Below are 11796 nucleotides of genomic sequence, written 5' to 3'. Positions count from 1 at the left end.
CCTAGTTTCAGAGCGATGGGCCAGCGTGCCCTTCGCTCACGCGGTCGCGAGTCTGTCTCTCGCGACGTCCGATTATGGTTCAGATCGCGCCCAGGCACCAAGCAAGAATCGACTTCTGCGCATGAAGACGGTTTTCCGCCTCATCGAAGACCACGGATTGCGGACCGTCGATCACTTCGTCCGTCACTTCCTCACCGCGATGAGCGGGCAGGCAATGCATGAACAATGCATCATTGCCGGCTTTCGCCATCAAGGCCGCGTTGACCTGATAAGGCTGGAAGACATTGTGACCCCGGGCCCGATGTTCCTGATTCATGGAGACCCAGGTATCGGTCACCACGCAATCGACGCCGGCGACCGCACGGTCGGCATCATGGCAAAGCATGATTTCGGCGCCCTCATTGCGGGCCCAGTTCAGATAGTGATCCTTGGGCTCCGAGCCAAGGGGCACGGCCATGTTCATGCGGTAGCCGAAGCGAGCGGCACCCTCGACCAGCGAATGCAGCACATTGTTGCCGTCGCCGGTCCAGGCGATGGTCTTGCCCTTGATCGGGCCGCGGTGCTCTTCGAAGGTCATGATATCGGCCATGATCTGGCAGGGATGGGTGTCATCCGTCAGCGCATTGATCACAGGCACGGTCGCATGCTGAGCCAGCTCGACCAGCCGCGAATGCTCGGTGGTGCGGATCATGATCGCATCGACATAACGCGACAGCACCTTGGCGGTGTCGCCGATCGTCTCGGCGCGGCCGAGCTGCATCTCGGTGCCGGAGAGGAACAGCGTTTCGCCGCCGAGCTGGCGCATGCCGACGTCGAAGGAGACGCGGGTGCGGGTCGATGGCTTTTCGAAGATCATCGCCAGCATCTTGCCGGCGAGCGGCTTGTCGCCCTGGCCTGCCTTGAAAGCCTGCTTACGGGAAAGCGCATCGTTCATGATGGTTCTGAGATCGGCTGATGTGACTGCCGAAAGATCGAGGAAATGTTTAGGGCTCATATCGTCTTCTTACCTGTGCTGCGCCCGAAGGCGGCAATCTCTTCAAGCCGTCTTCTTGACCTTGGAGGCGCGAATGCTCTCGGCGGCGCGTTCGACGCGGGCAAGGCCCTCACGGGCTTCCTCGGCGGTGACCACGAGCGGCGGAAGAAGGCGGATGACATTATCGCCGGCAGGCACGCCGAGCAGATGGGCGGCACGGATCGCCTGCAGCAGTTCGGCTGAGGGAACGGCGGCCTTGATGCCGAGCAACAGCCCCTCGCCGCGCACATCTTCGATCACATCGGGATAACGATCCTTCAGCGAGGCGAGGCCCTGGCGGAAGACAAGCGCGACGTCGCGCACCTGCTGGAGGAAGCCATCGGCCAGGATGATGTCGAGCACGGCGCTGCCGACGGCCATGGCAAGCGGATTGCCGCCATAGGTCGAACCATGGGTGCCGGCCTTCATGCCGGAGGCGGCCTCTGATGTGGCAAGGCAGGCGCCGAGCGGGAAACCGCCGCCGATGCCCTTGGCGACCGCCATGATGTCGGGTGTGATGCCCGACCATTCATGGGCGAAGAGCTTGCCGGTGCGGCCGACGCCGGTCTGGACCTCGTCGAGGATCAACAGCAGATCGTTGTCGTCGCAGAGCTGGCGAAGCGCCTTCATGAACTCAGGCGTGGCAGGACGGACGCCGCCCTCGCCCTGCACCGGCTCGATGAGGATGGCGGCCGTCGCCTCGGTGATCGCGGCGCGGACCGCTTCGATATCGCCGAAAGCCACCTGATCGAAACCCGGCGCCTTGGGGCCGAAACCTTCGAGATATTTTTCCTGGCCACCGGCGGCGATCATCGCCAGCGTCCGTCCGTGGAAGGCGCCTTCGAAGGTGATGATATGGAAGCGCTCGGGATGGCCCTTGGAAAACTGATAGCGGCGCGCCGTCTTGATCGCGCATTCAAGCGCCTCGGCACCCGAATTGGTGAAGAACACCTTGTCGGCGAAGGTGGCGTCGGTCAGGCGTTTAGCCAGACGCTCCTGTCCGGGGATCTCGTAGATGTTCGACAGGTGCCAGACCTTGTCGGCCTGCTCCTTCAGCGCGCCGACCACATGCGGATTGCTGTGGCCGACGGAGGTGACGGCGACGCCGGCGCCGAAATCGAGATATCGCTCGCCAGTTTCGGTAATCAGCCATACGCCCTCGCCTCGCTCGAACCGCAGCGGGGCACGAGAATAGGTGTCATAAAGCGGCGCGGCTTCAGCCATGGCGCGATCTCCATCAAAGTTGCCGGGCAATGACTCCGGCTAAGGAAACCAGGCCCGAAAAATCAAAAATGCCGCCTTGCGGCGGCGAGTGGCACTATTTCCCTTTCGCGCTGCAATGTCAACAAAACGGCGCCCTTAGCGTATGCAGCACGGGTGTACAGCGGCATTTTCAGTCTTCAACAGGCATTATTGCAGAAATGCCACGCAGGGACAGCAAGTTGGGGAAAACTACGAATTCGATTCATCCGGATTCATGCGACTCTTGTCACGGAGTCAGGCTCACACTAGGTTAAAGATCAATTACTAGACTGCATGCGGCGGAACTAGTCACCAAAATTGATCAAGCGTTTCTTGTTTCGGAGCTCCCGGGACAACGGTGAGGGATTCTGCCATCACCAACGCAAAAGGTGGAGACAGGGCATGAACTGGACAGACGAGCGGGTCGAGAAACTCAAGAAGCTTTGGGCCGAAGGACTGAGCGCGAGCCAGATCGCGGCACAACTTGGCGGTGTCAGCCGAAACGCGGTCATCGGTAAAGTGCACCGGCTGTGCCTTCCCGGCCGTGCCAAGGCCGGCGGCACCAACACCGCGGCGCGAACGCCGAAGCGCAATACATCGGCGCCGCGCGCGCCGAACTTCGCCTCTCGGATCACCACCCGCACCGTTACCCGCCAGCAGGGCGCGACGATGCTGAAGGAAGAGATCGAGATCGAAACGATCGAGGAAATGGAATACGTGCCGAGAGGCAATGTGGTGGTGCCGATTTCCCGCCGCCTCGGCCTGACGGAACTGACCGAACGCACCTGCAAGTGGCCGGTCGGCGATCCGCTGAAGGACGACTTCCATTTCTGCGGCTGCGAATCCCCCGACAATTCGCCATATTGCAGCTATCACCAGAAGCTCGCCTACCAGCCGGTGAACGAACGCCGCCGGGCAGCGGCGCGGGCCAGCTGAACGGGCTGACCATCGTTAGAATGCAGAAAACGGGCCAAGTGGCCCGTTTTTTTATGCGCGGATGGAAGCGCTCATTGCGGGGATGGCTGCCCCTCACCCTAACCCTCTCCCCGTAAACGGGGCGAGGGGACGTGCCCTGCACGAGGTTGTGGGGAACGGAGAGGTCGCGGCATATCCCCTTCGCCCCGTTTACGGGGAGAAGGTGGCGGCAGCCAGATGAGGGGCAGTCCATCGCCGCGAACCGGACAGCAGCGGGACAAGCCCGAGCATGACGAAAAAGCCCTCAGGCTTCCATCGAATAACCGGCGCCGCGGACGGTGCGGATGACGTCCTGCATGTTGGAGAAATTCAGCGCCTTGCGCAGGCGGCCGACATGGACGTCGACGGTGCGCTCGTCGACATAGATATCGTGGCCCCAGACACCATCCAACAGCTGTGAGCGGGAGAAGACCCGGCCCGGCGACGACATCAGGAATTCCAGCAGGCGGAATTCGGTGGGGCCGAGGCGGACTTCGCGGGTCTTGCGATGGACGCGATGGGTCTCACGGTCAAGTTCGATGTCACCGCATTTCAGCACCGTCGACAGCACCTCGGGACGGGCGCGACGCAGCATCGCCTTGACGCGGGCAACGAGCTCGGGGGTCGAGAAGGGCTTGACGACATAGTCGTCGGCGCCCGTCGACAATCCGCGGACACGCTCGCTCTCTTCGCCGCGCGCCGTCAGCATGATGATCGGCAGACGCTCGGTCTCCGGCCGCATGCGCAGGCGCCGGCAGAGCTCGATGCCGGAGACGCCGGGCAGCATCCAATCAAGGATGAGAAGATCGGGCGTGCGCTCCTGAAGCCGCATTTCGGCTTCGTCGCCACGAAGGATGGTATCGACCTCGAAGCCTTCCGCTTCGAGATTGTAGCGAAGAAGCACGCTGAGGGCTTCTTCGTCTTCAACAACTGCAACTCTCGGGATCATGCGTGTCGGTCTCCTCGCGCATGATCCTTAAACCAGGGTGATTTAAGCAATGCATCCTGCGCAAATTTAAAAATTGGCTGCGACCTCTTTGCGCGCCCGGACGGGCGCGCACGCAAGCGGCGGGGTGTGGGCAGTTATTCGGTGACCGCGCCGACGGTGTTGGCGCTGTCGTCCTTCGGCCGATCGCCTTCCGGCTGCGCGCCTGTCGTCATGTAATAGATCGTCTCGGCGATGTTGGTGGCGTGGTCGCCGATGCGCTCGATGTTCTTGGCGCAGAAGAGAAGATGCGTGCAGCTGGTGATGTTGCGCGGATCTTCCATCATGTAGGTCAGGAGCTCGCGGAACAGCGAGGTGTACATCGCGTCGATCTCGTTGTCGCGTTCGCGGATCGCATTCGCCTTGTCGGCGGAACGATTGGTGTAGACGTCGAGCACTTCCTTGAGCTGGACGAGCGCCAGCTCGGACAGATGCTCGAGGCCGCGGGCGAGCTTGCGGGGAACGCCGGTGCTTTGGACGGCGATGACGCGCTTGGCAGTGTTCTTGCCGAGGTCGCCGACACGTTCGAGATCGGCGGCGATGCGGATCGAACCCATGATTTCGCGCAGGTCCGCGGCCATCGGCTGGCGGCGGGCGATGGTGACGATCGCCTTGTCGCCGATTTCGCGTTCGGCGTGATCGAGGATCACATCGTCGGAGATGACCTTCTGCGCCAGCGCGGTATCGCCGTTGACGAGCGCCCGCACGGCTTCGGCGACCATCTGCTCGGCCAGGCCGCCCATTTCGGAAATCCGCCTGGACAGGAACTTCAGATCATCATCATAGGCAGAATAAATATGTGTCGATGCCATGGGGCTTTATCCTCGAATAACGGAAAGGCTTGGTGACGCCAAAATCAGCCGAAGCGACCCATGATGTAGTCCTGGGTGCGCGGATCGTCGGGATTGGTGAACATCTTGTCGGTGTCGTTCTCCTCGACGAGATTGCCGAGGTGGAACATGGCGGTGCGCTGCGAAACACGCGCGGCCTGCTGCATGGAGTGGGTGACGATGACGATCGTGTAGTTCTCGCGCAGCTCGTGGATCAGCTCCTCGACCTTGGCGGTGGCGATCGGGTCGAGCGCCGAGCAGGGCTCGTCCATCAGGATCACTTCCGGGCTGACGGCGACGGCACGGGCAATGCAGAGGCGCTGCTGCTGACCGCCCGACAGGCCGGTGCCGGACTCGTGCACGCGGTCCTTGACCTCGTTCCAGAGGCCGGCGCGCTGCAGGCTGGTCTCGACGATTTGGTCGAGATCGGCCTTCGACTTGGCGAGGCCATGGATGCGCGGGCCGTAGGAGACGTTTTCATAGATCGTCTTCGGGAACGGGTTCGGCTTCTGGAAGACCATGCCGACGCGGGCGCGAAGTTCGACGACGTCGATATCGGGATCATAGATATCGTCGGTGTCGAGCGTGATCTTGCCGGTGACGCGGCAGCCGTCGATCGTGTCGTTCATGCGGTTGAGGCTGCGCAGGAAGGTCGACTTGCCGCAGCCGGACGGGCCGATCAGGGCGGTTACGGTGTTTTCGCGGATGTTCAGGTTCACATCGAATAGCGCGCGCTTTTCGCCGTAGTAAACCGAGACATCCTTTCCGATCATCTTATACGGGACGTTGCTCATCTTGTGATCCAGCGCCTTTTCAACTGCAGCTTCCGTCAACATGTTCATGATCTTGTAACTCCGTTTACCAGCGGCGCTCGAAGCGACGACGCAAGAGGATGGCGCCCATGTTCATGACGATCAGGAACAGGAGCAGGACGATGATGGCACCCGAAGTACGCTCAACGAAGGCACGTTCGGCCTCGTTGGCCCACATATAGACCTGTACGGGCAGAGCCGTCGAGGGATCGAGCGGTGTCGTCGGCGCGTTGGCGACGAAGGCGACCATGCCGATCAGAAGCAGCGGCGCGGTTTCGCCGAGCGCATGCGCCAGGCCGATGATCGTGCCGGTGAGGATGCCGGGCATGGCGAGCGGCAGCACATGGTGGAACACCATCTGCATCTTCGAAGCGCCGAGGCCGAGGGCTGCGGCACGGATCGACGGCGGCACGGCGCGAAGGGCGGCGCGCGTCGCGATGATGATCGTCGGCAGGGTCATCAGCGTCAGCACCAGGCCACCGACCAGCGAGGCCGAGCGCGGCAGGCCGATGAAGTTGATGAAGACGGACAGACCAAGCAGGCCGTAGACGATCGAAGGGACCGCGGCGAGGTTGTTGATGTTGACCTCGATCAGGTCCGTCAGCTTGTTCTTCGGCGCGAACTCCTCGAGATAGATCGAGGCGGCAACGCCGATCGGCAGAGCGAGCACGAGGACGATCAGCATCAGGTAGAGCGAGCCGATGAGGGCGACGCCGAGGCCTGCGGCCTCCGGACGGCTGGAGTTGCCGTTGACGAAGAGGCCGGTGTTGAACTGCTTGTGGAGAGCGCCGCTCGCCTTCAGCTCGTTCATCCAGCCGACCTGCTTATCGTTGACCTTGCGGTTCTTCTCATCGACCGAGAGATCGATCTGGCCCTTATTGGCGCTGTCGACATTGGCGTCGGCGAGCACCGTGACATTGACCGTCTTGCCGATGATCGACGGATCGGCAACGACCATGTCGCGCAGCTGGACCGGCGCACCCTTGGAGAGCATGGCGGATGCATCGCGCACGTCGGGACGGCTTGCGGCATTGACGTTCAGCTGCTTGACGATCGCGTCGCGCAGCAGAACCGGGTAGTTGGCGGCGATCAGCACCGAAGGGTCGGTCGCACGCTTGTTGTTCGGGTCGATCGTCTTCTCGGAGAATTCGATCGGCAGGGTGATCGCCGTCTGCTGGAAGGCGGTGTAGCCCTTGCCGATCACCGTCCACAGCAGGATGAACAGGAAGACGAGACCGAAGGTGATGGCGGCGATGCCATAGGCCTGGAACCGGCGCTCGGCGGCGTAGCGGCGCTTGATGCCGATATCGCGGCGCACTGGCGCCTTGGAAACGGTGACGCCTGATGTGGGAGAAACAATATCCGTCATTCGTACTGCTCCCGGTATTTGCGCACGATGTAGAGCGCATAGATATTGAGGCAAAGCGTGATGCAGAACAGGGTGATGCCAAGGGCAAAGGCAACCAGCGTCTGCGGCGAGGTGAACTCAAGGTCGCCGGTCAGCTGGTTGACGATCTTGACGGTCACCGTCGTCATCGGCTCGAAGGGGTTGATCTGGATGCGGGCGGCGACACCGGCGGCCAGCACGACGATCATGGTTTCGCCGATGGCGCGCGAGGCCGTCATCAGCAATGCGCCGACAATGCCGGGAAGGGCTGCGGGCAAGACCACTTTCTTGATGGTTTCGGAGCGTGTGGCACCAAGACCGAGCGAACCGTCACGCAAGGTCCGCGGCACGGCGGTGATGATGTCGTCCGACAGCGAAGAGACGTAAGGGATCAGCATGATGCCCATGACGATGCCGGCCGTCAGAACGCTCTGCGCCTGGATGAAGTTGCTGTAGTTGCCGGAGAGCAGGCCGCTGATCTGGGCTGAGAAATCGCGCAGGAACGGGCCGACGGTGACGAGCGCGAAGAAGCCGTAGACGATCGTCGGAATACCGGCGAGCACTTCGAGGAGCGGTTTGGCGACGCCGCGCAGCTTCGGCGAGGCGTATTCGGCCATGTAGATGGCGGCAAAGAGGCCGACCGGCACGGCGACCAGCATGGCGACCAGGCCGATATAGACCGTGCCGAGCAGTAGCGGGATCAAGCCGAACTGGCCGAAGGACGAGCTGCCGGCGCCGGCAAAGCGTGGATCCCAGACGGTGCCGAAGAAGAAGTCCATGGCGGGAACGGCCGCAAAGAAGCGGGCGGCTTCCGACAGCATGGAGAAGACGATGCCGATCGTCGTCAGGATGGCGATCGAGGAGGCAAGCAGCAGGCCCCAGAGCATGACGCGCTCGACCCGGTTGCGGGCGCGGAAGCGCGGAGCGATGGAACGCAACGCATAGAAGGCGCCGGCAACGGCGAGTGCGAAGACAACAGCCGTCATGGCGATGCGGCTGGTCATGCTCATGGCGTTGAGCTTTTTGGCGGCGTCGAGCATGTAAGGCAGCGGCTGGCTGGCAAGCGGCACGCCCTTTTCGAGGAGCTTGGCCTGCAGCGCAGCCGGATCGTTGGCGACTGCGGCAGTTTCATCCGAGGTCAGCATTGTCATACCGCGGGCAACCGTCGCCACCGTCGAATAGCCGAGATCTTGCTCGACTGCGGCTTGCGCCTTGATATCGTCGGGAAACGCGCCGCGAACCGAGGACTGGATGATGCCGGGGCTGATGGAGAGCCAGAGGCAGAGGACGAGCAGGGCGGGAAGAACTGCCCAGATCGCCGCATAGGCACCGTAATAGGCCGGCCGTGAATGCAATGCGGAGGATCGGCCTCCGGCAAGCGCCGTGGCACGGCTGCGCGCGACCAGATAGGCGGCGGCACCGATCACCACAAGGCACAAAAGTATGATGGAAGTGCTCATTCGTTACGTCCCCAGGCCCATAGCCCCCAAAAAGCCCGGCAGCTTCATCAGCCTGCCTTCGGCTTCCAATCATGGAGAAGGAATTCAACCCTGCAGCGGACATGCCGGCGCAGGGACATAAGCAATGCCGGCGCGGGCCAAAAGGCACCGCGCCGGCAAGATCATCATTACATGGACTTGCCTGCTTCGACTTCCTTGCGGATCGCTTCGCGCTCGGCATCCGGAGCGGCAACGAGGCCGTATTCGACGAGCGGGCTGTCGGGGCCGATCATCTGGTCGGATACGAAGAAGTTGACGTATTCCTTCAGGCCCGGAACGGCGCCGAGATGTGCCTTCTTGACGTAGAAGAACAGCGGGCGGGACACCGGGTAGGTGCCGTTAGCGATCGTTTCCGTGGACGGAACGATACCGCTCATGCTCGCAACCTTGAGCTTGTCGGCGTTGTTTTCATAGAAGGAAAGGCCGAATACGCCGACGCCGGTCTTGTTGGCGGCGATGCGTGCGAGGGTTTCCGGATAGTCGCCGTCGATGTCGACAGCAGCGCCGTCCTTGCGGACTGCGACGCAGGCCTTCGCCTGGGCAGCCTTGTCGGCAACTTCCTTGGCGATGACTTCCTGAGCGCCAGCGGCCTTGCAGCCGGCAGCGAGAACGTTCAGTTCGAAGACTTCGCGGGTGCCGTGCTTTTCGCCTGGGATGTAGGCAGCGATATCAACAGCCGGAAGCTTCGGGTTGACTTCCGACCACTTCTTGTAGGGGTTGGCGACGAGCTTGCCGTCGACGACGACCTGGGCTGCGAGGGCCTTGTAGATGTCGGCAGGAACGTAGGCGACGTCAGGGTTGGAAGCGTCGGTTGCGAAGACGATGCCGTCGTAGCCGATCTTGACTTCCTGGATGTCGGTAACGCCGGCAGCCTTGCAGGCTTCGGCTTCGTTCTTGTTGATCGGACGCGAGGCGTTGGCAACGTCGATGGTGTCTTCGCCAACGCCCTTGCAGAATTCCTTCAGACCAGCGCCCGTGCCGCCGGATTCAACGACCGGCGTCTTGAAGTTGGTGAAGGTTTCGCCGAAGGACTCGGCAACGATCTTTGCGTAAGGCAGGACGGTGGACGAACCAGCAACCTGAATCTGGTCGCGGGCGACGGCAGCGCCAGCGAAAGCAGCAGTTGCGGCGAGTGCGGCAACGGTGAGCTTGAAGGTGTTCATGTAAATCTCCCGGCATTTGGGCTTGTGTGAGTGCGGCCTTAGAGAGGCCCTCGCATTGCCTTTTTTCATCGGCGAGACTCTCTTAGCGCTGTAAGCACCGTCCTTTTATGTCAAAGCCGTGAAACATTTGTGACAGTTTAAGTTGTTGATATATAATATTATATTTTAAACAAGCCAATCGATCGTGTCGGGCGACCAGCAAAGTTCGGTGGTCAATCCACCTCGCGTTGTAAGATTGTCTATAGATAAGCGATCGGTTGCGGGCACTTTCCGCTTGCGCCTTCCATCAAAGTCGTTCCGCGTGATTGCCCCTCATCCGGCTACCGCCACCGACCGGGGTCGAGCCATCGGTCTCGACCCGTCCTCCGGACCCCGCTCGCGGGGCGAAGGGGATATGCCGCAACATCTCCGTTCCCATTTCGCTCTCGCGTGGCACATCCCCTCACCCCGTCTTTTACGGGGAGAGGGGGACAGGCTTGTCAGAAACGGACGGTAAAATCGGTGCCCTTGCCGACTTCCGACTCGACGATCAGTCGCGCCCGGTGGCGGGTGAGGATGTGTTTGACGATGGCAAGGCCGAGGCCGGTGCCCTTTTTCGAGCGGCTATCCTCGATGCTGACGCGATAGAAGCGCTCGGTCAGGCGCGGCACGTGCTCGGCCGGTATGCCCGGACCCTTGTCGACGATGCTGACCTCGACCGGCTGGCCGGTGCCGTTCTTCAGCCAGACATCGACGATCTCGCCCTCCTGGCCGTATTTACAGGCATTTTCCATCAGGTTCTCGAAGACCTGGACAAGTTCGTCGCGGTCGCCCAGCACCTCGACCTTGCCTTCCGGCAAATGCAGGTTGATGTCGACGCCGACATCCTTTGCCAGCGGCACCAGTGAATCCCGGACATGGCCGAGCAGCGGCACCAGGTCAATCTTCTCATCAGGCGCGATGTGCGATTTCAATTCCAGGCGGGAGAGCGACAGCAGGTCGTCGACCAGCCTGCTCATGCGCGTCGCCTGATCGAGCATGATATTGAGGAAACGCGTCTGCGCCTTCAGATCGTTCTTCGCCGGCCCCTGGATGGTCTCGATGAAGCCGCGCAGCGAGGCAAGCGGCGTGCGCAGCTCATGGCTGGCATTGGCGACGAAATCCGAGCGCATGCGGTCGATGCGGCGGACCTCCGATATATCGCGGAAGGAGAGGATGAAATAGCGCTCACGTGGACCGTCCTCAGCGGCGAATTCAATGGGGGCGCTGCGCACGATATAAACGCGCTCGGAGGGCAGCCGCTCGGAATGCTCGATCTGGTTCGGCGCGTTGGTGGCGATGGTTTCGCGCACCATGTCGAGCACGCCGGGCGAACGCATACGGGCCGATATATGGGCGCCGAGCGCCACCTCGCCGAAGGCCTTTTCGGCAGCGCGGTTCTGGAAGAGCACCGAGGCGTCTTCCGACAGCAGCATGACGGGGATATCGAGGCCCGAAAGTGTGGCGGAAACTTCCGGCAGGCGGCTTGGCGGCGCCTCCGGCTTGATTTCCACCGGCAGGGCGGGTTCTGCCTCGATGACGGGCGCCTCATTGAACAGCGCGGTGAGGATCATCATAAGCAGCAGGGCGAGCACAACCCACTTGTTCATGCCGGCGGCAAGCGCCGCCAGCGCGCTGAGGATCGCCGCAAGCAGCACCGGCCGTTCGCGCCTTATGCGCGCCAACAGGCTTTTTCTCCATGGAGTTTCGTCTGGCAAGTGCCCTCGCGGCGTCGATTCGTTTTTCGTTATATTGAACTCTGCCTGATAGCGGCAATTCATGACAGAAGTTTTCGGGTTGCCGCGTCCCAAGCGAAAGGCAGCAGCCGAAACCCATGAAAAATGGCCGGCCGGCCGCGAGAGATTTGATTTTCAACGGTAAATATGTTCGCTTG

At 61.7% G+C, this 11796-nt stretch carries 10 protein-coding genes; 1 reads left to right on the top strand and 9 read right to left on the bottom strand.

All coding sequences use genetic code 11. The features are described 5' to 3' along the window. Nucleotides 1-79: 79 nt before the first annotated feature. Nucleotides 80-994, bottom strand: a complete 915-nt coding sequence (gene argF, locus AC245Y_RS00945) for an ornithine carbamoyltransferase (protein ID WP_003545186.1) — start codon at nucleotides 992-994, stop codon at nucleotides 80-82. A 42-nt stretch (nucleotides 995-1036) separates the two neighbouring features. After that, on the bottom strand, nucleotides 1037-2236 hold the full coding sequence (locus AC245Y_RS00940) for an aspartate aminotransferase family protein (RefSeq protein WP_026157239.1): 1200 nt from the start codon (nucleotides 2234-2236) through the stop codon (nucleotides 1037-1039). 420 nt (nucleotides 2237-2656) lie between these two features. Between AC245Y_RS00940 and AC245Y_RS00935 the strand changes: the two genes are divergently transcribed. Then, nucleotides 2657-3190, top strand: a complete 534-nt coding sequence (locus AC245Y_RS00935; RefSeq protein WP_003545183.1) for a GcrA family cell cycle regulator — start codon at nucleotides 2657-2659, stop codon at nucleotides 3188-3190. 283 nt (nucleotides 3191-3473) lie between these two features. Here the strand turns inward: AC245Y_RS00935 and phoB are convergent, their stop codons facing one another. The 7 genes from phoB to phoR form a co-directional block, all read right to left on the bottom strand. Further along, a complete protein-coding gene (phoB, locus tag AC245Y_RS00930; protein ID WP_003545181.1) occupies nucleotides 3474-4157 on the bottom strand; it encodes a phosphate regulon transcriptional regulator PhoB in 684 nt (227 codons plus the stop codon). Nucleotides 4158-4291: 134 nt separating this feature from the next. After that, complete coding sequence (gene phoU / locus AC245Y_RS00925; RefSeq protein WP_012755910.1) at nucleotides 4292-5005, bottom strand: phosphate signaling complex protein PhoU; 714 nt, start codon at nucleotides 5003-5005, stop codon at nucleotides 4292-4294. Nucleotides 5006-5049: 44 nt separating this feature from the next. After that, nucleotides 5050-5865, bottom strand: a complete 816-nt coding sequence (pstB, locus tag AC245Y_RS00920) for a phosphate ABC transporter ATP-binding protein PstB (protein WP_003556197.1) — start codon at nucleotides 5863-5865, stop codon at nucleotides 5050-5052. A 16-nt stretch (nucleotides 5866-5881) separates the two neighbouring features. Next, the gene (pstA, locus tag AC245Y_RS00915) at nucleotides 5882-7204 is read right to left on the bottom strand and encodes a phosphate ABC transporter permease PstA (RefSeq protein WP_003556196.1); all 1323 of its coding nucleotides are present in this window, start codon (nucleotides 7202-7204) and stop codon (nucleotides 5882-5884) included. Next, a complete protein-coding gene (gene pstC / locus AC245Y_RS00910) occupies nucleotides 7201-8682 on the bottom strand; it encodes a phosphate ABC transporter permease subunit PstC (RefSeq protein WP_026157238.1) in 1482 nt (493 codons plus the stop codon). The genes pstA and pstC overlap by 4 nt, the downstream gene beginning before the upstream one ends. 167 nt (nucleotides 8683-8849) lie before the next feature. Continuing rightward, nucleotides 8850-9884: a substrate-binding domain-containing protein gene (locus AC245Y_RS00905; protein ID WP_017992840.1), complete on the bottom strand. Its 1035-nt coding sequence runs from the start codon at nucleotides 9882-9884 to the stop codon at nucleotides 8850-8852. A gap of 479 nt (nucleotides 9885-10363) precedes the next feature. Next, nucleotides 10364-11587 (bottom strand): phosphate regulon sensor histidine kinase PhoR, encoded by a 1224-nt coding sequence (gene phoR / locus AC245Y_RS00900; RefSeq protein ID WP_017992839.1) that lies wholly within the window; start codon nucleotides 11585-11587, stop codon nucleotides 10364-10366. Nucleotides 11588-11796: the final 209 nt, after the last annotated feature.

This window comes from Rhizobium sp. SRDI943 (assembly GCF_057653695.1).
The sequence above is the reverse complement of the archived record's forward strand: the minus strand, read 5'-3'. Positions and strand labels throughout refer to the sequence as shown.

What these genes read in the sequence shown, in the direction of transcription:
- argF (WP_003545186.1), bottom strand. Translation starts at nt 994, where the DNA reads ATGAGCCCTAAACATTTCCTCGATCTTTCGGCAGTCACATCAGCCGAT.
- pstA (WP_003556196.1), bottom strand. Translation starts at nt 7,204, where the DNA reads ATGACGGATATTGTTTCTCCCACATCAGGCGTCACCGTTTCCAAGGCG.
- pstB (WP_003556197.1), bottom strand. Translation starts at nt 5,865, where the DNA reads ATGAACATGTTGACGGAAGCTGCAGTTGAAAAGGCGCTGGATCACAAG.
- phoU (WP_012755910.1), bottom strand. Translation starts at nt 5,005, where the DNA reads ATGGCATCGACACATATTTATTCTGCCTATGATGATGATCTGAAGTTC.
- pstC (WP_026157238.1), bottom strand. Translation starts at nt 8,682, where the DNA reads ATGAGCACTTCCATCATACTTTTGTGCCTTGTGGTGATCGGTGCCGCC.
- AC245Y_RS00935 (WP_003545183.1), top strand. Translation starts at nt 2,657, where the DNA reads ATGAACTGGACAGACGAGCGGGTCGAGAAACTCAAGAAGCTTTGGGCC.
- AC245Y_RS00905 (WP_017992840.1), bottom strand. Translation starts at nt 9,884, where the DNA reads ATGAACACCTTCAAGCTCACCGTTGCCGCACTCGCCGCAACTGCTGCT.
- AC245Y_RS00940 (WP_026157239.1), bottom strand. Translation starts at nt 2,236, where the DNA reads ATGGCTGAAGCCGCGCCGCTTTATGACACCTATTCTCGTGCCCCGCTG.
- phoB (WP_003545181.1), bottom strand. Translation starts at nt 4,157, where the DNA reads ATGATCCCGAGAGTTGCAGTTGTTGAAGACGAAGAAGCCCTCAGCGTG.